Below are 26,127 nucleotides of genomic sequence, written 5' to 3' on the forward strand. Positions count from 1 at the left end.
AAACTATAAATTTAAGGTTGCCTTTTTAGGCAGCCTTTTTTGCATTTATGCCTATAACATTAAGACCATATATTAACCGAAAAACAAACGCTGCACCCTTAGCGGTTTTTCGTATGTTATTTGGTTTTATGATGTGTTACGGCATGATACGTTTTTGGTATCATGGTTGGATTGAAACCTTATATATTCAGCCTAAATTTCATTTCTCTTATTATGGTTTCGAATGGGTAAAACCACTTGGTAATTATACCTATTTATTATTTGTTATTTGTGGCCTCTCCGTTTTTTTTGTGGCTATAGGTTTAAAATATAGAATGGCCATGATTACCTTTTTCTTGAGTTTTACTTACATCGAACTCATGGATAAAACCACCTATCTCAACCATTATTATTTTATAAGTTTAATGGCTTTTTTAATGATTTTCCTTCCTGCAAACGCACAATTGTCAGTGGATAATCTATTACGAAAAAAAGCCTATCAAAACATCCCACAATGGACTATTGATAGCGTGAAGCTTCTTTTAGGCATCGTTTATTTTTATGCTGGATTAGCCAAGCTTAATAGTGATTGGTTGTTTCGTGCCATGCCTTTAAAAATTTGGCTGCCATCAAAATACGATTTGCCATTAATTGGCGATACTTTAATGCATCAAACCTGGTTTCAATACGCTATGAGTTGGAGTGGTATGCTTTACGATTTAGCCATTCCGTTTTTATTGCTGTATAAACGTACTCGCGGTTTTGCATTTGTTTTGGTGGTTATTTTTCATGTGTTTACACGTGTTTTATTTCCTATTGGGATGTTTCCGTTTGTTATGATTGTTTCAGCACTTATTTTCTTCGATGCTAGTTTTCATAAAAAAATAGTCCGTTTTATTAAGGATATTTTTCAGGGTTTCACTTCAAAAATAGCTGTTAGAACAGAACCCTGTTACAGATATACTTTTAAAAAACCAATCGTGCTTTTAATAGGGCTGTTTTTTGTTTTTCAATTGGCATTTCCATTTCGATATTTGCTATACCCCAATGAATTGTTTTGGACTGAAGAAGGCTACCGCTTTTCATGGCGCGTCATGCTAATGGAAAAAATGGGTATGTCTACATTTAAGATTGTAAACGGCAAAACAGGTGACTTTTTTTATGTAGATAACACCGATTTTTTAACGCCATTTCAAGAAAAACAAATGAGTTTTCAGCCCGATTTCATACTAGAATACGCACATTATCTTGGTGATCACTTTACTGCACAAGGCCATAAAAACGTCCAAGTTTTTGTTGAAAGTTATGTGGCATTAAATGGACGACTTAGTCAGCCATATTTAGATAAAACCGTAGATTTGTACCAAGAAAAAGAATCTTTAAAACCCAAACACTGGATCTTACCTTTTAACGATGACATTAAAGGCTTATAACTTCATTTTGGCACTTATTTTTAGTGTCTCAATATATGCACAAAACACTGTAAGTGGTGTTGTTGTATTTTCAAATTCCAATAAAACTATTGAAAATGTTGATGTTTACGATAAAGACTCTGGCATAGTTGCAAAGACTAACGAAGAGGGCTATTTTGAATTTGAAACGTCTAAACCAGAAATGACTTTGGTGTTTTTTTCTTACGAATATGCATCTAAGGACATTAAAATTAACACTGTAGCAGCTAAGGATTTAAAAATTGAGTTGCAAGATTTAACCACGCAGTTGTCTGAAGTTGAAGTCACAGCAAGGAAACAACGAATTTTTGAGTTGAAGCGGTTAAAAGATGTAGAGGGTACAGCTATTTACGCTGGAAAAAAGACAGAGGTTATTTTAGTCGATCAGTCTATGGCAAACTTAGCATCTAACAATGCTCGCCAAATTTTTAGTCAGGTAGCAGGCTTAAACATTTATCAAAATGATGATGCCGGTTTACAATTAAATATTGGTGGTCGCGGTTTAGATCCTAATAGAACGGCCAATTTTAATACGCGTCAAAATGACTACGATATCAGTGCCGATGTTTTGGGTTATCCAGAAAGTTATTACACACCAGCTTCCGAAGCCTTGTCTGAAATTCAAGTAATACGTGGTGCAGCTTCTTTACAATACGGAACCCAATTTGGTGGTTTGATAAACTTCAAAATGAAATCGCCAAACCCCAACAAACCTATAGAACTAATCACCAGAAACACCTTAGGGAGTTTTGGTTTATATACCAATTTTACAAGTTTAAGTGGTACCAAAGATAAGTTTAGTTATTATACTTTTTTTAATTACAAAAAAGGGGATGGGTTTAGACCTAATTCGGCGTTTGAATCGAAAAATGTTTTTGCGCATTTAGGGTATGCTTTTAGTGATAATACCAAATTAGAAGGTGAATTCACTTATATGAATTATTTAGCCAAACAATCGGGAGGTTTAACAGATACGATGTTTGAAGAAGATCCCTTGCAAAGTAACCGAACACGCAATTGGTTTGAGGTTAATTGGTTATTGTACAACATAAAATTAGATCATAAGTTTTCAGAAAAAACGAACTTTACCTTTAGCTTTTTTGGATTAGACGCTTCTAGAAATGCTGTAGGTTTTAGAGGTGATCCCTATCCAACAGGATTAAATAAAAACCCTATAACAACTCCAGATATTCAAAATAGTGATGGTACCTTTTTCTATAACCGTGATGTAATTAAGGGCGATTTTAATAACTGGGGTGCTGAAGCCAGGTTGTTAACCAAGTATAACTTTTTAGATGAAGAGTCTGCTTTTTTAATTGGTACCAAATATTATCACGCGAACAATTCTAGTGTCCAAGGTGCAGGAAGTAAGTTTTCTGATGCCGATTTTACTATTTACAGTTCCGATTTTCCAGATTATCCTAACGAGTCTAGTTTTAATTACCCGAATAGAAATTTAGCTGTTTTTGGAGAAAATATTTTCAGGTTGTCTGATAAGTTTACGATAACCCCTGGCTTTAGATTTGAATACATTAAAACTGAGAGTGATGGTGTTTATTATCAGAAGAATTATGATAACGCCAATAATATAATCGCCTCCGAAGCTTTTGATGATGATAGAGTTTTTGATCGCGCTTTTATTTTATTAGGTGTGGGAACAAGCTATAAACCTACCAATGCTTTAGAATTATACGGCAACCTTTCACAGAATTATAGATCGGTTACCTTTAGTGATATTAGAAGCGTAAGTCCTACCTTTATTATTGATCCTGATATTACAGATGAAGAAGGCTTTACCTTAGATATTGGTCTAAGAGGTAAGTATAACAACGCTTTTTCTTATGACGTAGGCGTTTTTACCGTAAATTATGATGGTAGAATTGGGAATGTTCTTGATGATAGAGCGAATTGGGTGCGTACTAACGCTGGTGATGCTTTGATTTATGGTGTTGAAAGTTTTATAGATTGGAATGTGTTGGATTTATGGGATGCAAATTCAGATTATAAGTTGAATTTAGGACTCAATTTGGCCTATATCAATTCGGAATACACCGAGTCACAAACAAATGGGGTTAAAGGAAATAAGGTAGAATTTATTCCAGAAATTAATTTAAAAACGACCTTGCGTTTTGGGTATAAAAACTTACTTGGAAGCATTCAGTACACGTATTTATCCGAGCAATACACCGATGCTTTTAATTCTAAAGCAGATGATCCAGGCGGCTTAAGAGAAGGCGTAATAGGCGAAATTCCAGCTTATGATATTTTAGATGTGTCTTTGTCGTATAACTATAACCGCTTTAAGTTAGAAACAGGTATTAATAACCTTCTCGACAATAGTTATTTTACACGTCGTGCTACGGGGTATCCAGGTCCTGGTATTATTCCTTCGGCTCCAAGAAACTGGTATGTAACTTTACAAGTGAAAATATAATAGAATGTTATATTTTTAAGACTTAAACACAAAACGCTTATGCGATTATTGCTCTTAGTCTGTTTTATTTGTTTTAGTACGCTAGGGCATGCTAAGGAGTGGAAGTCTTTAAGAGCTTACGAGAAGGAAACGGGGCAACGTCAATTAAAGGCATCAGATTGGTTAAAATCTGATAGAAAACAGAACACAACGGCGTGGCAAAATGCCAATGTTTATAACCTGAAGCATAACCGTCCTTTAGAGTATGAAACTATAAAACAGCGTCGCGATTTTTATGTTTGGTATAATACCACCATGAAAACAAGGGATTGCCAGGTTGTTTGGCCAAAAATGGCCCACTTTGTATCCATAAAATTGCAGCTCATTTATACATTCCCTTTTTGTTTATTCACCACTAAAAACATTAAAACCTTCGCTTACCAAGGAAGTGAAACCGTTTTTGTGCACGCTTTTGAACCTATGAAAGCCTTGTATGAAAATAATAGCGTACTACTTGATGAAGGGGCTTTAAAATGGGATGAAGCCGTAGTGTATAAAGAGCAATACATTTGGTTGGAGGAGGTTTATAGTAATATAGATGAACGTAGCCTTAAAACCATTGAGCGTATAGCCAAAGGCAAGGGGTTTTATAAAATATTGGTTCCCAAAGCGATTCGGTTTACAAACGATATTGATGTGACTCAAAACCGATACGATTACGCTCTAAATGTTTTACGTGATTATTGCAAAAATCATTATAAATAATTTAACGCTTCTAAAAACTTTAATGTTATTAAAAGCCGTATATTTGCATGCAATTAAATGACAAATTTATTGCACATGTCTACATCAAAGATAATCAATGAAGGATTAACATACGATGACGTACTTTTAGTACCAGCGTATTCCGAAGTATTGCCAAACACGGTAAATATTACCTCAAAATTTTCAAGAAACATTCCATTAAACACGCCTATTATTTCTGCGGCGATGGATACGGTAACAGAAGCGGCAATGGCAATTGCGATGGCTCGTGAAGGTGGTATTGGTGTTTTGCACAAAAACATGTCAATAGAAGAACAAGCTTTAGAAGTTAAAAAAGTAAAGCGTTCTGAGGCCGGAATGATTTTAGAGCCGGTAACTATTAAACCTCATAACACTGTTTTAGATGCTAACAATCTTATGTTTGAACATAAAATTGGTGGTATTCCTGTAATAAATGATGACAATGAATTAGTTGGTATTGTTACCAATCGTGATTTACGTTTCGAAAAGAATGAAAAGCGATTAATTTCGGAGGTTATGACTTCTGAAAAACTAATTACTGTAAAGGAAGGGACGTCTTTAAAACAAGCTGAAGACATTTTACAAGATAATAAAGTTGAAAAACTACCTGTAGTTAATGATAACAATAAATTAGTTGGTTTAATTACCTTTAGAGATATCATTAAAGTAAGAGAAAATCCAAGTGCAAATAAAGACGAATACGGGCGATTAAGAGTTGCTGCCGCTATTGGTGTAACTCAAGATTGTTTAGATCGAGTAAAAGCTTTAGTTGCTGCTGGTGTTGATGCTGTTGTGTTAGATTCTGCTCACGGACACTCCATAAATATTTTAAATAAATTAAAAGAAGTTAAAGCTGAATTTCCAGATTTAGATGTCGTTGCTGGTAATATTGTAACCGAAAAAGCTGCATTAGATTTAGTAGCTGCAGGTGCTGATGCTGTAAAAGTAGGTATTGGTCCTGGGTCTATTTGTACTACCCGTGTGGTGGCTGGTGTTGGATATCCGCAATTATCTGCCGTTATGAATGTGGCCAGTGCTTTAGAAGGATCTGGTGTTCCAGTGATTGCAGATGGTGGAATTCGTTATACAGGTGATATCCCTAAGGCCATTGCTGCAGGAGCCGATTCAATTATGTTGGGTTCTTTATTAGCAGGTACTAAAGAAGCTCCAGGTGAAGTTATTTTATTTAACGGACGTCGTTTTAAGTCTTACCGTGGCATGGGGTCTGTAGAGGCTATGAAAAATGGTTCGAAAGATCGTTACTTCCAAGGAAAAGAAGATGATACCTTAAAATTAGTTCCAGAGGGTATTGAAGGTCGTGTACCTTATAAAGGTGAATTATACGCTACCATGCATCAATTTATTGGTGGTTTAAGAGCTGGTATGGGCTACTGTGGTTCTGCAACTATTGAAGCACAAAAAACGAATGCTGAATTTGTAAAAATAACAGCTTCAGGAATTGCCGAAAGTCATCCTCATGATGTAACGATTACTAAAGAAGCTCCGAATTATTCAAGGTAATAAATGACAATATTTAAATAATAAAAAAAAGAGGCCATAAGCCTCTTTTTTTTATCTGTATATACAACAAAATAACCCCAAATTATTATTGTACTGTAATAGGAAATGTGACTTCAACATCTGTGCTTCCTCCAGCATCATCAGGCGTACCGTTATTCGGTTTGTTTGGTTCGTGCTTTAAAATGATAGTAAGCGATCCCGTTCCAGCATCTCCTGTAGTTAAGCTTGTTTCGATGCCAACTGGGTTACCGTCTTCATCCTGGTCTAATTTAGAGATAGTGATATCATCTAGAGAAGAAACATAGAAAAACTCGTGTTCATCGCCTTCATGTTCTACTTCTTCAGTAATATCTTCCGCAGGGTTTTCAGTTTCATTTAATAAAGCTGTTGTTCCAGAATACGTTGTATTGGCCGCTAAAGGTCCAGAAACAACATAAGTACCGTCTGCTCCACCAGGACCGTCTAAATCTTGAAAAGTTAAGGTTACGATGTCGTTTCCGTGGTATAAAGTATATATAACGGTCGTAATCAGTTCTTCTTCGTGATCGTGATCATCATGACCGTCATCATCGCTAGAACAGCTTACAAAAGCTAGGTTTGCCACAAAAAATAGGGCTAATAATTTTACTGTTTTCATAGTTTTTAATTTTGAATACTTCATAATATTAATTTTTTTTAATAATTTATTTTAACTTTTAAATTAATGTTCCTTCCTAATTCATCACTAAAGTATCGAAGTCTATTTAAGTAGTCTCTGTAAGAGGTATTGAAAATATTTTCGATATTAAATTCTAGCTTTAAAGTACTTTTTTTAAATACCTTAAAATATGCAGAACTCGTAAAACTAAATAATGTATAGGCAGAAGGAGGGGTACTAATATCAACATAATCATAACTGTCGGTAATAGCGTTGTAGGTGTAAAAATTATAATCGGGGTAATTTTTTTGTTGTAATACAGTTTTATTTATTAAACTAACAGACAGTTGGTTTAAATCTTCATTGTAGTAGGAAATACTATTGGTAAAGTTTCCTGCAGGCATATTTATAAGCGGTATATCCTCGGTTTGATTTGTGCCTTGTAACCAACCAAAACTTCCTTTATAACTAAGTTGTTTGTTAATTCTCACGTCTAAATCTAAGTCTACGCCATAAATGGTAGCATCAACCTGATCGTATTCCCAAACAGGAAAAGCGCCTCTAATGGTAGTGGTAATGCCCGTAGGAATAAGCTGCATATAGCCTTTAATAGAATTGACATATGGGCTAAGGGTGAATCCGAAATACTGATTATTTCTCTGTAATGAAGCAACCAGCTTATTCGAAATCTCTTTGCCAAGGGTTAGACTTCCAATTTCAATTCTTGCTGCACTATGATGCAATCCGTCACTAAATAACTCGGAAGGATTTGGCATTCTAGATGCTAAGCCATAATTTAAAAACAATTCAAAATCATCGCTAAAATGTCTCATATAGCTCAAATTAGCAGAGAAATTAGAAAACGAAAATTCAGGATAGGTTAACGTTTTAGAATTATTTGTGATTCCAGATTCAAATTCTGGGAATAATTCATCATAATTATAAGTCTCTTCCCAATCGGTGGTATTGTACCATTTTCTTGCTTTAATTTCAGAAAAGTCAAATCTAAAACCAGCACTGATTTCACTAAATAAATTCAGCTTATAATTTCCAGTAGCATAGATACCCGCATCATATTTTTCGTAATCTGGAATTATAGGACTCACCCCAGTTCCTGAAACGGCATCATTTTCTTGAAAACGCACCAGGAAACCGGTATTAATTTCTGCTTTATCAAAGACGTCTATTTGCAAATTAGGTTGAAACGACGTGGTAAATAAACGAAGGTCTATTACTGGTGTATTAGCATCATCACCGCGTCGTAAATCGAATTCTTTTCTTCTATTAATTTGAAAATCGTATTGCATCGATAATTTCCCCAACCTTTTAAAGCGCTTATAAGCTTCAGCCTTACCTAGCTGATGTGACACTTGCTGCTTGGGATATCCAATGTTATACGAGAAATCATCTTTAATTCGAGGTTCTTGGCTATTTATGGCTGTAACCAAATCGTTTACATTCCCAATATGGGAGGCTGCTAAAATGCCTAATTCATTATCAACAAAACTATAATAGGCATCAAATCCCTTTTCAAAACTGGTATAGCCCACATTGGCTGAAACATTAGCGTTTTTTATCCCACTATTCGTTAAATAGTAATCGGGAGCTTTAAAGTCGCCAAATTGCTTGTAGCTACCTTGTATTTTAGCATAATATCCCGATTTGTATGTTTTAACGAGTTCTGAATTCACATTTCCACCAAATCCATTTGTGTTCAACGAAAGTGAAGTGCTACCAAAAATACTGTCTTTAGAGGCGTACTTTTTTGGTTTAACAAGAATTAATCCGCCTATGGCATCGCTACCGTACTTTAACGTGTTGGCGCCCTTGATCACTTCTAATTGATTACTTGTATTGATATCAATATTAGGCGCATGCTCGTCTCCCCATTCCTGATCGAACAGTCGTACATTGTTATTTACAATAATTAACCGACTACTATGTAAGCCATGAATCATGGGTTTTACAATGGTGTTTCCCGTGTTTAAAGAGGATACGCCGCTAAGTGTGTTTAGGGCATCACCTAAAGATTTATCGGTGAAGGCTTCTATTTGTTTTTTATGAACTGTTTGTTGGATGGACGTTTTTTCTTCCTTAGTAGTACCCGTTATTAAAACTTCATGTAGTGCTTCTATATGGTGTTCCATATGAATATCTATATGTAGTTTTTTAGGAATCTCTACCTCTAAACGTTTGGGATCGCAACCCACATGAGTAACAACCAGTACAATAGTGCCTTCACATACATCGGAAAAAGAAAACTTACCATCTATATCTGCAGCAGTATAGGTGTTAGCGGTTTCATTATGAATGGTAGCTCCCGATAGAGGAGTGCCGTCATGAAAATCGCTTACCGTTCCATTTAGGGTATGTGTACAGTTTTGGGTGTAGACTAGGCTATAAAAGCAAAGTGCTACAATCCATAAATATTGTTTCATTGAATTTTGTTTTAGTTTAAAAAATGAATTTTAAACTAAAACAGGAGGTCCTCTTAAAGAAAAAGAAAGTGGTTTGTGATTTTTGAGCGTTTTATAACTTGTAATAGATACATTAGCAGGAGGATTGGTTTTAAACCAATAGGCCATAGTATCAATTAAAAGTATATGTGTGTGTAAAGGAAACTTTTGAAACTCACAATCTAAATCAACCTGATGAAAGTGTGTGGAATCGTCGCCAGAGCATACTTTGTGGTTATGATGTTCTAAAACATGCGCGAACTTTGACGCAGCAGGAAACAACAACGTAGCCACAACACATAGAGTGAGTATTCTAAAAATGATATGTTGCTTTTTTGCAATCATTTAATCTACAAAACGTTTTAATCCAATTCTACGAAGCATTTTCTTTTCGAAGTTCCAGAAAAATTTATATTGACCAAAAAGCCACCCAAAAAAGACAAGCATGAATTGATACATCACAAATAATAAAAGAATTCTAATAGTCCAATACCCAAAACTTCCAAGGTTTTCGCTTGTAATATGTAAGTAATTTAGAATAGGTTTTCCAATGAAGGATGCCGTAGAGCCTGTAATAGAAAACACTACAAGTATGACAATAACTTCCCAGTTATGTTCAATGTCCCAACGTTCTTTTAGTTTATTCACAAATTTCATTTGGCTGCAAAAGTATTAATTCTATTTTAAATTCTAGGAACATAAGGTCCTAATCTTTGTTTGTAGGTAAGTTGGAAGTAAACAAAATAATTATAAAGAAGATAATTTACTTCGTATCCATAATCGATACCTTGGTTATAATTAATTTGTAATTCATATAAATTTGGAGAGTAGCGTTGTGGTTGTAATACGCGCTGATTCCACTCGATAACGTATTGAAAGTTTCTATTTTCCAAAAAACTTTGAGAGTAATACCCTCTTGGTTTCGCTGTGCTAGCCACCCAAAAATTAAAACCAGGTTCTATTATAATAATTTCATAACCAGCTTCCTCGTTAGCGATTGTAACCGTGTCGATTTCTTTTAGTGCTTCCAAACGTTCATCATTTACAGTAGAGCCCGATTTTATTGAATGACAACCCATAATGAATATGGGGATTAGTAGACCGTATAAGTACTTTTTCATAAATACATTTTCATAAGTTGTTTTAAGCTTGCTTGATTAAATTGTTGCCTTTTAAAGATAAAAACAGAATCTTTTTCTAATGTAATTTATGATTAAGATACAAAAAGTGTTTTAAATATTAAGCTGATATTGAAGTTACTCCGAAGGATGGTGTTCCTAATTAATATGAATTACAACTTTTAAAAAAAATGTATTGACAATAGTATCCAAAAGATTGAATTTATATCTTGTAATACTTTTAAACAAAACCCTATGAAAAGTATTTTATCCTTTATAAAAACAACCTTAATTGGCGGATTGTTTTTTATCATTCCCATCTTTTTAGTGATTTTCTTAATTGAAAAAATATTACATGCTTTTGGAAAAGTTGTAGGACCTATTGCAGATAAAATTGATTTTACTTTTTTCGGCGGACAAATAACATCTAAATTTATTGCTGTAGTGCTATTATTTATTTTATGTTTTATTGCTGGGGTGTTTGCAAGAACCAATAATGCTACACGTTTTAAGGATTGGATAGAGAACAATATTTTGTCTAACGTTCCTGGATATTCATTACTAAAAGGCATGACGGAAGCTGCAGCAGGATTGGATTCCAAACATTTAAAAGATGTAGTACTTGTTGATATTGAAGAAGTTTGGCAAATTGGTTTTTTAATGGAGCGCATAGATGATGAGCTTAATGCCGTATTTATTCCTGGCTCACCAAACCCTATGGCGGGTGATGTTGTTATTGTGAAATGGGATCGCTTAAAAAAGATAGATATTGAAGAAATTAATGTTATGAAATTTTATAGAAAGTTAGGAGTAGATTCTAATAAAATTATCGAAGGTAAATTCGATAATTCAACTTTTTCAAAAAAATAAATCGGAGCTGGTAATTAAGATATAAAAAAAGCTGTGCGAATCAAAAATTGTATCACACAGCTTTTTTCATTTATAATAGATTGGATTATTTTCCGCCAAATAAACCGCCCAATACTCCTCCAAGGCCACCTTTATTTTTATCACCACCAAGCATCATACCGGCCACATCATCAATAACGCTACCATCACCATCGGCATCTAGCATGCTTTCTAAGAAGTTTTGTTCATGTCCTGAATCGTTTCCTGCTAATAGACCTCCTAAAAGGCTTCCCATATCATTTGGAGTGTTTACATTTTGTTGCCTAGTTTGCTTGCCTAACAAACCCATTAATAGAGGTGCTGCTATTTTCAAAATCTGACTCACGGAATTGGAATCCATACCAGATTTAGCTCCTAGGGTATTCTCAATGTGTTGTTGTTTAGATCCTAAAACATGACCTAAAATGTTTCCGCCGTCATTAATAACATCGGCGTTTACTCCACCTTCAAATAAACTACCTAGATTATCTAGAATACTGCCGTCATGTTTGCTGTTTAAAGCATTCATAAGTCCTTCGGCACCTTGAGGAGAATTGGCATTACGTTTCATGGCAGCAGTTAATAAGGGTAGTGCCATGGTTAAAACATCTTGTGTTTTGTTTTGAGGTTGGTTCGTTTCGCCAGCTACGCCGTTTACAATGGATTTACCGAGGTCGCTGTTTAATAAATCTAATATTCCAGACATGATTTTAAAGTTTAATGGATTAATTTAATATATAGGTTTAAGGTACAAAAAAAAGTCCCAACCATAAGGTCAGGACTTTTTAATATCATTTAGAATTTTAAAAAAGGTTTTATTTATTTAATAAAGCTCACCCTTTTGATAAAATATTATCCAAGAATACTAATAATTTGCTCAGCTAACTCGGTTCCAATACGGTCTTGCGCTTCGTTAGTTGCAGCACCTGTATGTGGTGTTAATGATAATGCAGGGTTCATTAAAAGTTGAATTTCTGGCTTAGGTTCTTTTTCAAAAACATCTAAAGCTGCTCTAGAAACTTTTCCGCTTTCAAGAGCTTTTACTAGTGCTACTTCATTAACTACACCACCACGAGCCGCGTTAGCGATAATAACACCATCTTTCATGATGTTAAATTCTGCTTCGTCAATTACGTAGTTATCTTGAGCAGGAACGTGTAACGAGATGAAATCAGCTTGTTTTAAAACTTCTTCTTTAGAAATCGTTTCAATTTCGAAGTTTACGGTTTGTCCGTCGAAAAATTCTAATTCTAAATTAGCTTTTTCTAAGAAAGGATCGAAAGCAACAACTTTCATTCCGGCACCTAAAGCCACTTTAGCAGTTGCTTGACCAATACGACCAAAGCCTAAAACACCTAAAGTTTTTCCTTTTAACTCGGTTCCTTTAGCGTAAGCTTTCTTTAAACCTTTAAAGTTTTGATCACCTTCTAGTGGCATATCTCTATTAGAGTTATGTAAGAAACGTGCTAATCCATAAAAGTGTCCGAATACTAACTCGGCAACCGAGTGCGAAGAGGCAGCAGGCGTGTTAATAACACTAAGTCCTTTTTCTCTAGCGTATTCAACATCAATGTTGTCCATTCCAACACCACCACGACCAATAATTTTTAATCCTGGACAAGCGTCTATTAAGTCTTTACGTACTGTTGTAGCACTTCTAACTAATAAAACAGTGATGTCTTTTTCGTTAATATAATTAATTAATTGTTCTTGGGCTACCGTGGTAGTAATGACTTCGAAACCACCTTTTTCAAGTGCGTCGATACCACTTTGAGAAATCCCGTCGTTTGCTAATACTTTCATTTTTCTAAGTTAAAAGTTAAAAGTTAAAAGTTAAAAGTCCTTTAAACGAACGATAAACCATTCAACTTAAAATTAAATTTTATTTTGTTCATTCCCACGAAGGTGGGAATCTTAATATATTTATTTTTTTTGTTAGCTTAAAGCGTTTTCCACTTTCGTGGAAATGAAAAAGCAAACTATAATTACGCTTTGGCTTCTAATTCGCTCATAACCTCTACAAGAGCTTTTACGCTATCTAAAGGAAGTGCGTTGTACATTGAAGCTCTATATCCACCAACACTTCTGTGTCCGTTTACACCGCTAATTCCAGCTTCTTTAAGCATGGTTTCAAAAGTGTCTTTTAAGCTTTCATCAGTTAAGTTGAAAGTCGCATTCATTGGCGATCTATCTTCCTTAGCAGCGAAACCTTTAAATAATGGATTTAAGTCAATTTCAGAATACATAACCGTCGATTTCTTTTCATTTTCTGCTTCGATACCAGCAATACCACCTAAACCTTTTAACCACTCTAAAGTTAACATAGAGGTGTAAACAGGAAATACAGGAGGTGTGTTGTACATACTACCTGCTTTAATGTGTAATTGGTAATCTAAGATAGAAGGAATATCGCGAGATACTTTTCCTAAAATTTCATCTTTAACAACAACAAGCGTTGTTCCTGCAGGACCCATGTTTTTTTGAGCTCCAGCATAAATTAAAGAGAATTTTGAATAGTCCATAACACGAGAAAAGATATCACTACTCATATCGCATACTAAAGGTGCGTTAGTTTGAGGAATGTCTTTAAATTGTGTTCCGAAAATGGTATTGTTTGATGTGTAATGTAAATAATCTAAATCTGAAGGAATTTCGAATCCTTTAGGAATATAGTTAAAGTTGGCATCGGCAGACGAAGCTACTTCGATAATCTCACCTACTTTTTTGGCTTCTTTTATCGCTTTACCGCTCCAAGCTCCAGTGTTTAAATAACCTGCTTTTTTATTTAAAAGGTTTAATGCCGTCATTAGAAACTGTGTACTTGCTCCACCTTGTAAAAATAATGCGGTATAACCTTTTCCTTCTAACCCTAAAAGCTCTAATGCTAAAGCTCTTGCGTTTTCCATAATTTCAACGAAGTCTTTGCTTCGGTGAGAGATTTCAATTAAGGATAAGCCACTATTATTATAATCTACAATTGCTCCAGAAGCTTTTAATAAAACTTCTTGTGGTAAAATACTAGGTCCTGCACTAAAGTTATGTTTTTTCATTTTTCTTGGTAAAAATTAAGATGTAAAGGTCTTAATTAATTCCATATTTTTAATTAAAAATTCTTTAAAAGTTTGGTCAAATCGCTAATAAAAATTCAACGGAATCTACATCATCTGCATAATCCCAAAGTTGGGGTGTTTGAGTGGCTCCAAACGGGATTTCATTTTTTGTAAATCCGTTAGACACAATGCATTGAATTTGCTGTTTATTTGCATTTAGTTTTTCTTCTAAAAGGGCTTTATTTTCGTAATATTCATAGAAAACAGTCGCTATAGGTGAAGCTAAACTTTCGTCTTCTTTAATCATGAAAAATCCATTTTCTAGCATGTCAAATTCACTCATTAAATACACAGCTTTATTATAGTCGTAATTATTGGCGTATTTGGCTTTTTCGATAATAGGATGCCAATGATAGAGGCCTTCAAAAAAAGCATCGAATGTATAGTCTTTTGGGACGTATATTTTTGATACATTACGACAACCCAAACCATAATATCTGAAAATGTCTTCAGCAAGATTTTTTAAATCGTCTTCGGATTCTTCGCCACTAAGTACGGCAACCGAATTTCTGTTGTTTCGTATAATAGAAGGTTTGTCTTTAAAATAATATTCAAAATAACGCGCTGTGTTATTACTACCTGTTGCAATTACAGCATCGAAATTTTCTACCTTACCTTCAGTAAAAGTGATACAGCCTTTAAATTGGGGTTCTACATATTCAAGATATTTTGCTAAGTAGGGCAGGAGGTGTTTATCATTAGATGATTGTTTTACCAATACATGATGCCCGCTAATTAATACCGATAAAAAATCATGAAACCCCACCAAAGGAATATTTCCAGCCATGATAATAGCTACTTGTTTTGGTGTGATATTTTCAATGATATAAGGTTTTAACCAGGTATTAATATTTTCAAGGGTTAAAGCATCGGCCCAAGATTTTAAAGCAAAGCGTATGTTTTCTTGAGTAAACCAACCATTGTGTTCTTCTGCTAATTTTAATTGATGTTTAAAGCCGTCGAAGAAAATATCGTTATGTTCAACAATATGATCCTTTTGGATAACTTCGTTAGAAAATTGCCTTAAAAAATCTCCTAATTTTATAAAAGCATTAATTCTTTCTTGTAATTGCATTCTGAATTTGGTTATGAAAGGTTTAGGCGTTATTTTTGCTGTTGCAAATTTAGAAAGAAAAAACGCTATGGCAATTATAATAACAGACGAATGTATAAATTGTGGTGCATGTGAACCGGAATGCCCGAATACGGCAATTTACGAAGGGGCAGATGATTGGCGCTACAAAGATGGTACTAGTTTGGATGGAAAAGTAGTATTAACAAACGGAACAGAAGTTGATGCCGACGAGGCTCAAGAACCTATAAGTGATGAGGTTTATTACATCGTTCCAGATAAATGTACAGAATGTAAAGGGTTCCATGATGAACCACAGTGTGCTGCAGTATGTCCTGTAGATTGTTGTGTTCCTGATGATGATCATGTGGAAACAGAAGACGAATTATTAGCGAAACAACGCTTTATGCACCCTGATGGGTAGAGCGATGTGCCGTTACAACATATCAAAAAAAGGTCTCAAGCATTGTTTGAGACCTTTTTTTTTGTGTTAAGTTAAAAGTTAAGGATTAACATTAAAGTTTTTCATCTCATTAAGCGGTTCTAGAATTTCTTCATTTCCCCAAAAGCTTTTATCAAAGGCGTCTAGTTGTGTGTACTCAATGGCTTTATTTTGTTTCATATTTTGGAATTCTTCGGAAGTTAAATTAGAATGGGACGTGAAAAGGATTTCCTGTTTAAAACGATTATCACCTTCCAGCCTACAACTAAATCTTACTTTGTATCTATCGCTACTGTTTTCTATAAATTTTACATCTCTATTAGCATAGAAATAACTGCCATAATTATGTTTTATATACTTTGGTTGGTAAAGGTTATGGTTGTTTTTTTCGAATATAATCGTGCCGTTGCTAATGGAATGGATGTACTTTAGACCTAAAAGGAATTTGAAATTTATTTTTTTACCGTGTCGATCTTCATAAAAATCGTAATCGACTTGGGTAATAGCAAACGAGTCGCCATTTATATAAATTAAGCCCGTGTATTTAGCTCTTTCCTTACTTGGTGTAAATTGTATAACATAGGTAAGGGTCTCGTTAAATGTGGTTGTTTTAAGTGTGTAATCGTATAATTTCGGGTTTATTAATTTGTCTATAAACGAGTTTTTATAAAAAAGGGCACGTCGTAACGTTTTTCTGGTAGAGCTGTTTAAAGCATTTAATTGATATTCTTTTTTTTGAAGATCTTGAACCTTGTCGTCGTTCAAATCGAGAGAATCTTCGAGCTTAAAAAAGCCTGATTTTATTTTGTAGGTTTTTGAGCTGTCTAAGTATTTCAGTACGATGCGTTGTGATTTTTCTTGAATGTCATCGAGTGAAAAGTTATTCTTAGAATCTAAGATTTTGGTAGCTTTACTAGCTTCTATTTTGGTGCTGTCCTTGTTCAAAACATATAAACTCCCTTTAAAATCTTCAAATTGAATGATGTTCCCCTCCTTGACTTCTTTAGCCATGGCTTCCAATTCGCGATTCGCAGATTGTAAATTTCGTTTTTTAATATGTGAGGCTTTTTCAATTTCAAAGTCTAGCTTTTTAAAATCGGCATAATTGGTCGTACGACTGAAAATACCATGATTAATGAGATGGTTTTTATAGTTTGAGCTGATGTTTTCTCGAACCTTAGCTATAATACTCTCGGCGTTTAGGGGTTTATTACTAATAATAACTTCATCCAATTGATTAATAGCTGTTTTTAATTCAATAATAGCATGTTCGGTTTTTATCTGGTCTACCGGAATTGTTTTTTGTTCAAAACCCAAACATGAAATGGTAAGTGATGTTATAGAATCGCTTATAATAAGGGTGAAAAAGCCTTCTTCATTAGAAATAACACCTGTATTTACATTGGTTTTTACCGTGGCATAGGGAATGGCTTTTTTATCGTCTTCAGCTACAATTTGAGCACTAAAATTTTGAGAATAGCTTATGAAACTAGTCACGTTAAGTAGGAGAAGAAGCAATAAATATTTCATTGAAACTAGTTTATAGGCATTCAGCAATTAAAGCTTAAAATTGTTACAAAAAATAATAAAGGAATTAACTACATTTGCACTCGCAAAACAAGTTGCTATCTAGTTAGTAACTTCTTGAGCTAAATTATTATTTAAAAAGAAGATTTCCGATGTCTCGGAAATAAAAAATACATTTTTCAAATGAAAGCAGGTATAGTAGGATTGCCAAACGTAGGAAAATCAACATTATTTAATTGTTTATCTAATGCCAAAGCGCAGAGTGCTAACTTTCCGTTTTGTACTATAGAGCCTAATATAGGTGTTGTAAACGTACCAGATCCTCGTTTAGAGAAGTTGGAAAGCTTGGTTAATCCAGAGCGTGTGCTTCCTGCTACCGTAGAGATTGTAGATATCGCAGGTTTAGTAAAAGGCGCTAGTAAAGGTGAAGGTTTAGGAAATCAGTTCTTAGCTAATATTCGTGAAACTGATGCTATTTTACACGTTTTACGTTGTTTCGATAACGATAATATTGTTCACGTTGATGGTAATGTGAACCCTATTCGTGATAAAGAAACGATCGATATGGAGCTGCAATTGAAAGATTTAGAGACTGCTGAAAAGAAGTTAGATAAAGTGAAGCGTGCTGCTAAAACAGGAAATAAAGAGGCTCAAAAGGAAGAAGCTGTTTTATTAAAAATTAAAGCAGGTTTAGAGGCCGGAACATCGGTGCGAGCTTTAGAATTTTCTGAAGAAGATTATGAGGATTTTGTAATACCATCGCAGTTTATTACCGATAAACCTGTAATGTATGTATGTAATGTCGATGAAGGTGCAGCTGTTACAGGTAACGCTTATGTGGAGCAAGTTAAAGAAGCTGTTAAAGATGAAAATGCCGAAGTACTTGTTTTGGCTGTTGGTACGGAAGCAGATATTAATGAATTAGAAGACTACGAAGAGCGCCAAATGTTCTTACAAGACATTGGTTTAGATGAAGCTGGATCGGCGAAACTAATTCGTGGGGCGTATAAATTATTAAACCAACAAACGTATTTTACAGCAGGTGTGAAAGAGGTTCGTGCTTGGACGGTTGATATAGGAGCTACCGCACCTCAAGCTGCTGGTGTGATCCACACTGATTTTGAAAAAGGATTTATTCGTGCCGAAGTAATTGCTTATAACGATTATGTAGAGTACGGTAGTGAAGCTAAAGTTAAAGAAGCTGGTAAAATGCGTGTTGAAGGAAAAAATTATATCGTTAAAGATGGCGATGTCATGCACTTCTTATTTAACGTATAAACTAAACGTTAAGTTAACGGGAATTTTATGTAAAGTTGGTGGGTTCGAGTCAAGTTCTATTTTTTCTCTAATGGAATTTGACTATGTTTGCGCACCAAATATTTTAGAACCAACCAACTAAATGCCAACCATCGTTCTTGAGTCGGAGATACATTCCGATATTAAAACCTGCTTTGATTTAGCAAGAAGCATCGATATGCTTAAAGAATCTTTAAAGCAGACTAAGGAAATTCCTATTGCTGGAAAAACTACAGGACTCATTTCTGAAGGGGAGTGGGTGAGTTGGGAAGCCAATCATTTGGGTGTTGTTCAGCACTTAACTTCAAAAATTGTAGCGTTTGAAAGTCCGTATTATTTCGTAGATGAAATGGTTTTAGGTGCTTTTAAATCCTATCGTCACGAGCATCGTTTCAAAGAAAAGAATGGTATCACCATTATGACGAATACATTCCATTTTGAATCACCGTTAGGTATTTTGGGGAGAATAATCAATAAGTTATTTCTAAAGCGGTATATCACCAACCTTTTGAAGACGAGAAACAAAATGCTAAAGTTTGTTGCCGAAAGTGAAAACACTCTAGATTTTCTTCAAATGATTGGTAAGGGGTAGGTTTATTATTATTGATTCTGATTTTTAAGTGTTTATGTTGTTGAGTCAACAGTTTATCTCATGCTAAAATCATCCTCCAATAGCCGTCATACTCCTGTTATTAGTATGCAATTCCGGTTCTTGAAGTTTTTTTAAGGTATCCATACCACCGCGGACTTTCAATTTAGCCCACACCGCTTTTTGAATCACAGGTTCAATAGGTTTTCCAGCACGTAGCGTGGTTAATAAATCCGATTCGGTTGAAGAAAACAAACAGTTTTTAAGTTGGCCGTTTGCTGTTAAACGCAATCTGTTACAAGAATCGCAAAACGGATTGGTAACCGAGCTTATAATAGCAAAAGAACCTTGATAGCCTTTAATTCTATAGTTTTTAGAGGTATCGTTAGGCGCATCTTGTAAGCGTTCTACTTCGTCTTCCGCGAAAGCGTCGTGAACATAACGCATCACTTCAGCATAAGAAATCATTTTGCTCATATCCCATTTGTTGCCATCAAAAGGCATGAATTCTATAAAGCGCACCGAAACAGGTAAATCTTTGGTGAAGTTGATAAAATCGATGATTTCATTTTCATTAAAACCTTTCATTAAAACGGCATTAACCTTTAAGGTAAAGCCTTCTTTAACTAAAAGTAAAATGTTGTTGTACACCTTTTTAAACTCATGACGGCGTGTAATGTGTTTAAATTTACCTTCATCTAAAGAATCTAAACTTACGTTAATTTTATTAACGCCATTGGCCTTTAATACATCAATGTATTTGTCGATAATCACCGCATTGGACGTGATAGAAAGTTCTACCGGTAAAGTGGCGAGTTTTTCCAAAATAATAGGAATGTCTTTTCTAATTAAAGGTTCGCCACCTGTTAATCTAATTTTGGTAACGCCGTTATCTACAAAAGTTTTGGCGATTTCGTAAATCTCCTCATAAGTCATTAAGCTACTTTTCGGAGATAACTTTACACCTTCTTCTGGCATGCAATAGGTACACCTTAAATTACAGCGTTCGATAAGTGATATGCGCAAATAAGCGTGATCTCTACCGTGTGAATCTTGTAATATTTTTGAAACTTCTGTCATACTATAATTTAATGATTTTTACTTTAACCAACAACCAACAACCAACAACCAACAACCAACAACCAACAACCAACAACCAACAACCAACACTAATCGTGTCTAGCTCCCTTCAATATTCTAAAACTATGCAAAACCCCAGGGAAAATAGCATCCATTGATTCTTTAGCCCCGTTAGTCGATCCAGGAAGCGCCAAAACTAACGTGTCTGAAATCGTGCCAGCAACACTTCTTGAAAGCATGGAAAACGGCGTACGTTCTTGTCCGTAACCACGAATGGCCTCTTCAATTCCTGGTATGCGTCTGTCTAAAATTGGAAGTAAAGCCTCAGGTGTAACATCTCTACCCGAAAGCCCTGTGCCTCCCGTGTAAATCACCATATCGATACCTTGTTCTTGGTAGTTTTTAGCTTTTTGCTGAATGATGTCTTTTTCATCAGGGATAATCACGTATTCCGATATTTTAACCCCAGATTCTTCAAGCTTTTTAATAATGGCTTTTCCAGCTTTATCTTCTTTATGTCCCGCCGAAATGGTATCACTACAAACCACAACAGCTGCGGTTAAATCTTTACGGAAGCGGTCTTTAAAATCAGATTTTCCACCTTTTTTATTAAGGAGTTTGATGGCGTGAATTTCAATGCCTTTATCAATAGGTTTAAGCATATCATACATGTTAAGCGCTACAACACTTGCACCATGCATAGCTTCCACTTCAACGCCTGTTTTATAGATGGTTTTCACGGTAAAAATCACCGAAATCTCCAAACCATTGATTTCATATTCAACGCCTGTAAACTCTATAGGTAAGGGGTGGCAATCAGGCAAAATATCTGGCGTACGTTTTACGCCCAAAAGCCCTGCAGCTTTACTCATAGCAAATACATGCCCCTTAGGAACCGTATCGTTTTTTATAGCTTCTATAGTTTCTGGTTTACTAACTTTTACCACAGCTTGTGCTACCGCTGTACGTAATGTTGTGTTTTTATGTGTGATATCGACCATTTCGGGATTGATTAATTATTATTTTTTATTGATTATTTGTGTTTGCTGGTATTCTAGAGACCTCAAAGTTAGTTTTTAATTTTCGTGACTTTATTTAGAAGAGTTCTCTGTTTAATTTTAGAATTAAGTTCTGGCTTAAATGAGTTCTATTTAAAGAGTCAACGAGATGATATTTTTTTAATTTATTTTTTATTGATTATTTGTGTTTGCCGTTTTTCTAGAGATCTTAAAGTTTGTTTTTAGTTTTTGAGATTTTATCAAGTTTAGTTCTCTGTTTTATTCTTGAATTAACTATTGACTTAAAGCGAATTCTATTTAAAAATTATACATATTGCCCCTTTTTCTGATTCATTATTTTTATTGCCTATTTATGCTTGCTGTTTTCCTAGAAGCCATAAAGATTGCTGTTAATTCTCGTGATTCTTTCAAGATGCATTCTACGCTTTCTTTCTGAATTAAATTTTCATCTAAAGCAAATTCGATCCAAAAATTCGATTCATCAACTTCTTCAATTACGATACTTATTTTGGAAATAAAACTAGCTTTTGATTGAGCAATACAAGTCGCTCTATAATTTGCTGCAATAGATGTAGAACATCTAATTAATTGCCCTTTTATATGATTTGCTAAATAATTGTTAGGGAATTGTCCTGTGATTTTAATGCAATTATGTGCAAAAATTTTAGTTCTATTTTTTAAGGCTTCCTTCATAAATAATCATTTTTTTTCAGGGTTTTAGTGGAATAATCAATAATCAATAAAAAATAATCAAATCCTTAAGGGTTTCAATGGAATAATCAATAATCAATAAAAAATAATCAATTATTAACCTTCCATTTGTGACTGTCATCCTCAAAAATTTCTTTTCCAAAAACAGGAACATCGGCTTTAATGGCTTCAACGATGAATTCTAGGGCTTCAAAAACTACTTTTCGTCTTGGTGAGGACACAAATACGAATAAGCATATTTCGCCTGCTTTTACAGTGCCTAAACTGTGGTAAATGTGCATGCAGGTTAAATCAAATTTCTCGAAAGCAGCTTCACGAATGTCGTGGAATTTCTGATTCGCCATATCCTCGTAAGCTGTGTATTCTATGGCAGAAACGGTTTTTCCGTCAATCTCATCGGCGCGAACTTGTCCGAGGAAAATATTGTGGGCGCCAATGCTTGTTTTTGTTTGGTGTTTGTAAATAGAATTCCCAATAAAATCGGACGTTATTGCGCCTTCTTGAAATACGTTTTTAGGTTTTTTTGGTTCCATAATGTATGTTTTTCAGATCTTCTAGGTTTTAAAAACCTAGAAGGTTTTATTATTATATATTTTATGATGGTATATTTTTTTCAGACCCTTCAAGTTTCAAAAACCTGAAGGGTCTTGTTATTATAAATTTTATGATTTCACTGATTTAGCCTCCAATTGCTCATTCAAATAATCATTAATTTCCGCAGCGCCTTCAATCAGACTAAAACAATTAGTAATGCCCAATTCTTGAAGGCGTTCTACAGCATGTTCGCTACGTATTCCTGCTTGACAAAAAACATAAGCCTTTTTGGAAGGATCAATGTTGATGTATTCTTCTTCTAATTCTGATAACGGTACATAGGTTACAGGAATAGCTTCAACTTTTGGTTGTTCGTGGTCTTCTCGTACATCGATAAATTGCATGTCATCTCCTAATGAAACATCGTATATTGAAATGTTTTCCGTTTGTACTTCACAGCCTATATTGATGTGTTGCTTTTGAAAATTGGCTTTGTCGTTTAAAACCGATTCAATGGCGCTTTCCGAACGGTTGATTTTTAAAATCGTGTTTTGAAGCGTTAATGCATTGTAGCATAAAAGTTGTCCTGAAAGCACGTTACCAATCCCTAAAATAATTTTTAAGACTTCGTTGGCTTGCATGGTGCCTATAATGCCTGGAAGCACGCCTAAAACACCAATTTCAGAACAGTTGGGAACAGCGCCTTTTTCCGGCGGATTAGGGAAAAGACAGCGGTATGAAGGGCCGTTTTGATAATTAAATACCGAAACCTGACCTTCAAATTTAAAAATAGAACCAAAAACGAGTGGTTTGTTGGTGATTACGCAGGCATCGTTTACTAAATAGCGTGTTTCAAAATTATCGGAACCATCTACAATAATATCGTACTGTTCGAAAAGCTCTAAAGCATTTTGATGTGTTAAGCGCTCAGGGTAGGTGTTTATGGTAATATCAGCGTTTAAATCGGATAAACGTTCCTTAGCCGCAAGTGCCTTATTTTTACCTATAGAAGCGCTGCCAAATAAAATTTGACGTTGTAAGTTTGATAAGTCTACCGTATCAAAATCGATGATGCCAATGGTGCCAACACCAGCTGCTGCGAGGTATTGCAAGATTGGGCAACCTAAACCGCCAGCACCAATAGCTAATACTTTGGCTTTTGATATTTTATCTTGTCCTTCCTGACCAATTTCTGATAAAATGATATGTCTGTTGTATCTCATTTTCATTCCTGCGAAGGCAGGAATCTCTTCCTACCTAATTGTGATTTATATTTTTACTTTTCCAGACCTTTCAGGTTTATAAAACCTGAAAGGTCTTTAATAACCGTTATAAATTACCCGCCCGCAAAAGGAGGTAACAATGCAATTTCTTGTCCGCTTACAATAGCATCCGTAGCAACCAATTCCTGATTCTGGGCCACTTGAAAATCTTTGGTTTTCAAAGCTTCATATTTAGCATACAAAAGCGTTAAAAGCTCCGAAATTTGTTTCCCTGAAAATTCTAAAGTTTCTTCGCTTATTTGTGTGACTTCAGCAATAAGTCCGAAATATTTAATGGTTAAAAGCATGTTTCAATTGTTTAAGTTCTTCTTGTGTGTTTACATTCATAGTACTTTGCTGTTCTTCTTCCGTATTTAAAACCACATTTTTAACTTTACAGTTATTCACGGCAATACGTAAGCGTCTTTCATTATTTTCAACTAAATTCTTAAAAATAGGCGCACAGCGCTTGTGATACATAGCAATGAGTGGCATGGATTTATTGTTGCTTTCAATTTGAATGATATCGAAATCGGTATCCATATTCTGTATAAGCTTTTCTAAAATAGATGTTTTAATCAATGGAATATCGCAACTTAAAACCAAGTTGTAATCGGTTTTTGAAGCTTCTAATCCAGCGGCAATACCTGCTACGGGTCCCGCATTTTTAATATTATCACTAACCCTTTTATAGTTTAAAGCATCGTGAGATGCATGGTCTGAAACAATGATAATTTCAGAAACCAAAGGCTTTAAGGCATCAATACTGTATTGCATGAAGGGTTTTCCGTTAAGGCTTAAAAAACCTTTATCGGTACCCATCCGACTACTTTTTCCGCCAGATAAAACAAGGCCTGTTATGTGTTTTTTATCTATCATTTATGTGAAAAATAATTTAGCACAAGCTATAATGAGTACGAAGGCTAAAATGTATCGTAATTTGGTGTTATTAATTTTTTTACTGCCGTAATAACCGCCTAAAACGCCACCAATTAAGGCGATGGCGACTAATAAAAACGATTCTTTTTCAATAGTTACGCCACTGCTTATTTGTCCGATTAGACCAGCTGCAGAATTCACCCAAATAAAAAGGGCAGAAACGGCTGCGGCTTCCTTCATTTTACCCCAATGCAAGAGTAAAATAACAGGCGTTAAAATAATGCCGCCACCAATACCAATCAGTCCTGAAAAGAAACCGATAATTCCACCAACAACTAAACCTTGCCAAAGCTTAACTTCTTTAATTTTGTCGTTTTCTTTCCCGAATACATTCAGCATTTTTAGAATGGCAAAAATTAATAAAACGGCTAGAATTTTTTTATAAATAGATGCATCAACCTCAATAGTGCCTCCCAAAAAAGCCAAAGGAATAGAAGCGATGGCGAAGGTTATAAATAGTTTTTTATTGAAAAAACCGGCCTTATAATAGTAGTAAAATGAAATCCCTGCAACAAATAAATTAAGCAATAAAGCGGTAGGCTTCATGGTTTCTGGAGCAAATGAAAACAAAGCCATAAGCGCCAAATAGCCACTCGCACCACCGTGCCCCACACTTGAGTATAGGAAAGACACAATGGGTAGGATTGCTAGGAATATGTATATGTTTTCGGTTTGGAGCATGTTTTTTGAGTTTCAAAGTTTCAAAGTTTCAAAGTTTCAAAGTTTCAAAGTTTCAGAGTTTCGAAGCTTCAGAGTTTCAAAGGCTCAAAGAAATGTTTGGGCTTTTTATCTTAGTGTCTCTGCAGCTTTGCGGCTTTGTCACTTTGCAACTATTTCTCAATTCAACTTTAATCTTATTTTTATTTCTTCTATTCAACGTTTATATTATGTTGTAACTCTGTAACTTTGTGGCTCTGCAACTTTGAAGCTCAACAGAGAAAGTAACTCAAAGCAACTCCAACTTCTCCATCTGTTCATCTAAAAAGTTCCAGCAATTCTGATTGATTTCATCAAAGGTTTTAATGAGTGCTTGTCCGTAGGGAGTGAGTGCTACACCGCCGCCGCCTTTACCCCCAATGCTATTTATGGTTACTGGTTTTTTAGCCGATTTATTTACCGAATCCAATAGATGCCATGCTTTTTTATAAGACAGGTTTAAAGCCTTAGCGCCTTTTGAAAGCGATCCCGTTTCATGAATGGCTTTTAATAAATGCACGCGGCCTTCACCTAATAGGACATTATTATTAGATTCTATCCAAATGCGGCTTTTTATTTTATAACTCATGTGAAAAAGGGT

At 34.9% G+C, this 26,127-nt stretch carries 27 protein-coding genes; 8 read left to right on the plus strand and 19 right to left on the minus strand.

The genetic code is table 11. The annotated features are described in order from the left end of the window. Positions 1-47: 47 nt before the first annotated feature. The 4 genes from JJL45_RS08510 to guaB all read left to right on the plus strand — a co-directional run bounded on the left by JJL45_RS08510 (position 48) and on the right by guaB (position 6,150). A complete protein-coding gene (locus JJL45_RS08510) occupies positions 48-1,412 on the plus strand; it encodes an HTTM domain-containing protein (RefSeq protein ID WP_068602893.1) in 1,365 nt (454 codons plus the stop codon). Further along, the gene (locus JJL45_RS08515) at positions 1,393-3,864 is read left to right on the plus strand and encodes a TonB-dependent receptor domain-containing protein (protein ID WP_068602892.1); all 2,472 of its coding nucleotides are present in this window, start codon (positions 1,393-1,395) and stop codon (positions 3,862-3,864) included. The genes JJL45_RS08510 and JJL45_RS08515 overlap by 20 nt, the downstream gene beginning before the upstream one ends. A gap of 39 nt (positions 3,865-3,903) precedes the next feature. Beyond that, positions 3,904-4,608 (plus strand): Insecticidal toxin complex protein, encoded by a 705-nt coding sequence (locus tag JJL45_RS08520; protein WP_068602891.1) that lies wholly within the window; start codon positions 3,904-3,906, stop codon positions 4,606-4,608. A gap of 75 nt (positions 4,609-4,683) precedes the next feature. Next, on the plus strand, positions 4,684-6,150 hold the full coding sequence (gene guaB / locus JJL45_RS08525) for an IMP dehydrogenase (RefSeq protein ID WP_068602890.1): 1,467 nt from the start codon (positions 4,684-4,686) through the stop codon (positions 6,148-6,150). Positions 6,151-6,235: 85 nt separating this feature from the next. Here the strand turns inward: guaB and JJL45_RS08530 are convergent, their stop codons facing one another. From JJL45_RS08530 to JJL45_RS08550, 5 genes are read right to left on the minus strand one after another with little or no spacing between them, the layout of a single operon-like run. After that, the gene (locus JJL45_RS08530) at positions 6,236-6,787 is read right to left on the minus strand and encodes a type 1 periplasmic binding fold superfamily protein (protein ID WP_068603131.1); all 552 of its coding nucleotides are present in this window, start codon (positions 6,785-6,787) and stop codon (positions 6,236-6,238) included. 38 nt (positions 6,788-6,825) lie between these two features. Further along, positions 6,826-9,225: a TonB-dependent receptor gene (locus JJL45_RS08535; protein WP_068602889.1), complete on the minus strand. Its 2,400-nt coding sequence runs from the start codon at positions 9,223-9,225 to the stop codon at positions 6,826-6,828. Positions 9,226-9,255: 30 nt separating this feature from the next. Then, entirely contained in the window at positions 9,256-9,588 is a 333-nt protein-coding gene (locus tag JJL45_RS08540; protein ID WP_068602888.1) for a hypothetical protein, read from the minus strand. Beyond that, the gene (locus JJL45_RS08545) at positions 9,589-9,900 is read right to left on the minus strand and encodes a DUF6787 family protein (RefSeq protein WP_410529916.1); all 312 of its coding nucleotides are present in this window, start codon (positions 9,898-9,900) and stop codon (positions 9,589-9,591) included. A 26-nt stretch (positions 9,901-9,926) separates the two neighbouring features. Beyond that, positions 9,927-10,364 (minus strand): DUF6146 family protein, encoded by a 438-nt coding sequence (locus JJL45_RS08550; protein WP_068602887.1) that lies wholly within the window; start codon positions 10,362-10,364, stop codon positions 9,927-9,929. Between the two features lie 252 nt (positions 10,365-10,616). On the opposite strand from JJL45_RS08550, the gene JJL45_RS08555 reads away from it, so the two are divergent. Then, positions 10,617-11,231 carry a DUF502 domain-containing protein gene (locus JJL45_RS08555; protein ID WP_068602886.1) on the plus strand — a complete coding sequence of 205 codons (615 nt, stop codon included), beginning with the start codon at positions 10,617-10,619 and terminating at the stop codon, positions 11,229-11,231. A gap of 85 nt (positions 11,232-11,316) precedes the next feature. Here the strand turns inward: JJL45_RS08555 and JJL45_RS08560 are convergent, their stop codons facing one another. The 4 genes from JJL45_RS08560 to JJL45_RS08575 form a co-directional block, all read right to left on the minus strand. Beyond that, a complete protein-coding gene (locus JJL45_RS08560; protein WP_068602885.1) occupies positions 11,317-11,955 on the minus strand; it encodes a DUF937 domain-containing protein in 639 nt (212 codons plus the stop codon). Between the two features lie 146 nt (positions 11,956-12,101). Further along, entirely contained in the window at positions 12,102-13,052 is a 951-nt protein-coding gene (locus JJL45_RS08565; protein ID WP_067150707.1) for a D-2-hydroxyacid dehydrogenase, read from the minus strand. Positions 13,053-13,234: 182 nt separating this feature from the next. Further along, positions 13,235-14,299: a 3-phosphoserine/phosphohydroxythreonine transaminase gene (gene serC / locus JJL45_RS08570; RefSeq protein WP_068602884.1), complete on the minus strand. Its 1,065-nt coding sequence runs from the start codon at positions 14,297-14,299 to the stop codon at positions 13,235-13,237. A gap of 76 nt (positions 14,300-14,375) precedes the next feature. Further along, positions 14,376-15,434, minus strand: coding sequence for an acyl-CoA reductase (locus tag JJL45_RS08575; RefSeq protein WP_068602883.1), 1,059 nt, complete (start codon positions 15,432-15,434; stop codon positions 14,376-14,378). Positions 15,435-15,501: 67 nt separating this feature from the next. On the opposite strand from JJL45_RS08575, the gene JJL45_RS08580 reads away from it, so the two are divergent. After that, the gene (locus tag JJL45_RS08580) at positions 15,502-15,855 is read left to right on the plus strand and encodes a 4Fe-4S dicluster domain-containing protein (RefSeq protein WP_068603129.1); all 354 of its coding nucleotides are present in this window, start codon (positions 15,502-15,504) and stop codon (positions 15,853-15,855) included. 78 nt (positions 15,856-15,933) lie between these two features. Here the strand turns inward: JJL45_RS08580 and JJL45_RS08585 are convergent, their stop codons facing one another. Next, a complete protein-coding gene (locus JJL45_RS08585) occupies positions 15,934-17,403 on the minus strand; it encodes a carboxypeptidase-like regulatory domain-containing protein (RefSeq protein ID WP_068602882.1) in 1,470 nt (489 codons plus the stop codon). A gap of 180 nt (positions 17,404-17,583) precedes the next feature. Here JJL45_RS08585 and ychF point away from each other — a divergent pair, with 180 nt between their 5' ends. Continuing rightward, the gene (ychF, locus tag JJL45_RS08590) at positions 17,584-18,678 is read left to right on the plus strand and encodes a redox-regulated ATPase YchF (protein WP_067150719.1); all 1,095 of its coding nucleotides are present in this window, start codon (positions 17,584-17,586) and stop codon (positions 18,676-18,678) included. A 121-nt stretch (positions 18,679-18,799) separates the two neighbouring features. Continuing rightward, a complete protein-coding gene (locus tag JJL45_RS08595; RefSeq protein ID WP_068602880.1) occupies positions 18,800-19,288 on the plus strand; it encodes an SRPBCC family protein in 489 nt (162 codons plus the stop codon). 69 nt (positions 19,289-19,357) lie between these two features. Here the strand turns inward: JJL45_RS08595 and moaA are convergent, their stop codons facing one another. The 9 genes from moaA to JJL45_RS08640 form a co-directional block, all read right to left on the minus strand. Continuing rightward, positions 19,358-20,365, minus strand: a complete 1,008-nt coding sequence (moaA, locus tag JJL45_RS08600; protein ID WP_068602879.1) for a GTP 3',8-cyclase MoaA — start codon at positions 20,363-20,365, stop codon at positions 19,358-19,360. Between the two features lie 89 nt (positions 20,366-20,454). Continuing rightward, positions 20,455-21,366: a bifunctional molybdenum cofactor biosynthesis protein MoaC/MoaB gene (gene moaCB / locus JJL45_RS08605; RefSeq protein ID WP_067150728.1), complete on the minus strand. Its 912-nt coding sequence runs from the start codon at positions 21,364-21,366 to the stop codon at positions 20,455-20,457. Positions 21,367-21,723: 357 nt separating this feature from the next. Further along, on the minus strand, positions 21,724-22,077 hold the full coding sequence (locus JJL45_RS08610) for a four helix bundle protein (protein WP_202664099.1): 354 nt from the start codon (positions 22,075-22,077) through the stop codon (positions 21,724-21,726). Positions 22,078-22,184: 107 nt separating this feature from the next. After that, positions 22,185-22,628 (minus strand): molybdenum cofactor biosynthesis protein MoaE, encoded by a 444-nt coding sequence (locus tag JJL45_RS08615; protein WP_202664100.1) that lies wholly within the window; start codon positions 22,626-22,628, stop codon positions 22,185-22,187. A gap of 129 nt (positions 22,629-22,757) precedes the next feature. Then, positions 22,758-23,852: a HesA/MoeB/ThiF family protein gene (gene moeB / locus JJL45_RS08620; RefSeq protein WP_242521378.1), complete on the minus strand. Its 1,095-nt coding sequence runs from the start codon at positions 23,850-23,852 to the stop codon at positions 22,758-22,760. A gap of 113 nt (positions 23,853-23,965) precedes the next feature. Next, on the minus strand, positions 23,966-24,199 hold the full coding sequence (locus JJL45_RS08625; protein ID WP_202664102.1) for a MoaD/ThiS family protein: 234 nt from the start codon (positions 24,197-24,199) through the stop codon (positions 23,966-23,968). Further along, a complete protein-coding gene (locus tag JJL45_RS08630; protein WP_202664103.1) occupies positions 24,183-24,770 on the minus strand; it encodes a molybdenum cofactor guanylyltransferase in 588 nt (195 codons plus the stop codon). Before JJL45_RS08630 ends, JJL45_RS08625 begins: the two co-directional genes overlap by 17 nt. After that, a complete protein-coding gene (locus tag JJL45_RS08635; protein WP_068602873.1) occupies positions 24,771-25,511 on the minus strand; it encodes a sulfite exporter TauE/SafE family protein in 741 nt (246 codons plus the stop codon). Between the two features lie 265 nt (positions 25,512-25,776). Beyond that, positions 25,777-26,115: a winged helix-turn-helix domain-containing protein gene (locus tag JJL45_RS08640; protein ID WP_202664104.1), complete on the minus strand. Its 339-nt coding sequence runs from the start codon at positions 26,113-26,115 to the stop codon at positions 25,777-25,779. Between the last annotated feature and the right edge of the window lie 12 nt (positions 26,116-26,127).

This window comes from Tamlana sp. s12 (assembly GCF_016767215.1).
In the GTDB taxonomy this organism is placed as follows: Bacteria; Bacteroidota; Bacteroidia; order Flavobacteriales; family Flavobacteriaceae; genus Pseudotamlana; species Pseudotamlana agarivorans.

Coding starts and splice junctions, on each gene's coding strand:
- JJL45_RS08510 (WP_068602893.1), top strand. CDS start 48: ATGCCTATAACATTAAGACCATATATTAACCGAAAAACAAACGCTGCA.
- JJL45_RS08515 (WP_068602892.1), top strand. CDS start 1,393: ATGACATTAAAGGCTTATAACTTCATTTTGGCACTTATTTTTAGTGTC.
- JJL45_RS08520 (WP_068602891.1), top strand. CDS start 3,904: ATGCGATTATTGCTCTTAGTCTGTTTTATTTGTTTTAGTACGCTAGGG.
- guaB (WP_068602890.1), top strand. CDS start 4,684: ATGTCTACATCAAAGATAATCAATGAAGGATTAACATACGATGACGTA.
- JJL45_RS08530 (WP_068603131.1), bottom strand. CDS start 6,787: ATGAAAACAGTAAAATTATTAGCCCTATTTTTTGTGGCAAACCTAGCT.
- JJL45_RS08535 (WP_068602889.1), bottom strand. CDS start 9,225: ATGAAACAATATTTATGGATTGTAGCACTTTGCTTTTATAGCCTAGTC.
- JJL45_RS08540 (WP_068602888.1), bottom strand. CDS start 9,588: ATGATTGCAAAAAAGCAACATATCATTTTTAGAATACTCACTCTATGT.
- JJL45_RS08545 (WP_410529916.1), bottom strand. CDS start 9,900: ATGAAATTTGTGAATAAACTAAAAGAACGTTGGGACATTGAACATAAC.
- JJL45_RS08550 (WP_068602887.1), bottom strand. CDS start 10,364: ATGAAAAAGTACTTATACGGTCTACTAATCCCCATATTCATTATGGGT.
- JJL45_RS08555 (WP_068602886.1), top strand. CDS start 10,617: ATGAAAAGTATTTTATCCTTTATAAAAACAACCTTAATTGGCGGATTG.
- JJL45_RS08560 (WP_068602885.1), bottom strand. CDS start 11,955: ATGTCTGGAATATTAGATTTATTAAACAGCGACCTCGGTAAATCCATT.
- JJL45_RS08565 (WP_067150707.1), bottom strand. CDS start 13,052: ATGAAAGTATTAGCAAACGACGGGATTTCTCAAAGTGGTATCGACGCA.
- serC (WP_068602884.1), bottom strand. CDS start 14,299: ATGAAAAAACATAACTTTAGTGCAGGACCTAGTATTTTACCACAAGAA.
- JJL45_RS08575 (WP_068602883.1), bottom strand. CDS start 15,434: ATGCAATTACAAGAAAGAATTAATGCTTTTATAAAATTAGGAGATTTT.
- JJL45_RS08580 (WP_068603129.1), top strand. CDS start 15,502: ATGGCAATTATAATAACAGACGAATGTATAAATTGTGGTGCATGTGAA.
- JJL45_RS08585 (WP_068602882.1), bottom strand. CDS start 17,403: ATGAAATATTTATTGCTTCTTCTCCTACTTAACGTGACTAGTTTCATA.
- ychF (WP_067150719.1), top strand. CDS start 17,584: ATGAAAGCAGGTATAGTAGGATTGCCAAACGTAGGAAAATCAACATTA.
- JJL45_RS08595 (WP_068602880.1), top strand. CDS start 18,800: ATGCCAACCATCGTTCTTGAGTCGGAGATACATTCCGATATTAAAACC.
- moaA (WP_068602879.1), bottom strand. CDS start 20,365: ATGACAGAAGTTTCAAAAATATTACAAGATTCACACGGTAGAGATCAC.
- moaCB (WP_067150728.1), bottom strand. CDS start 21,366: ATGGTCGATATCACACATAAAAACACAACATTACGTACAGCGGTAGCA.
- JJL45_RS08610 (WP_202664099.1), bottom strand. CDS start 22,077: ATGAAGGAAGCCTTAAAAAATAGAACTAAAATTTTTGCACATAATTGC.
- JJL45_RS08615 (WP_202664100.1), bottom strand. CDS start 22,628: ATGGAACCAAAAAAACCTAAAAACGTATTTCAAGAAGGCGCAATAACG.
- moeB (WP_242521378.1), bottom strand. CDS start 23,852: ATGAGATACAACAGACATATCATTTTATCAGAAATTGGTCAGGAAGGA.
- JJL45_RS08625 (WP_202664102.1), bottom strand. CDS start 24,199: ATGCTTTTAACCATTAAATATTTCGGACTTATTGCTGAAGTCACACAA.
- JJL45_RS08630 (WP_202664103.1), bottom strand. CDS start 24,770: ATGATAGATAAAAAACACATAACAGGCCTTGTTTTATCTGGCGGAAAA.
- JJL45_RS08635 (WP_068602873.1), bottom strand. CDS start 25,511: ATGCTCCAAACCGAAAACATATACATATTCCTAGCAATCCTACCCATT.
- JJL45_RS08640 (WP_202664104.1), bottom strand. CDS start 26,115: ATGAGTTATAAAATAAAAAGCCGCATTTGGATAGAATCTAATAATAAT.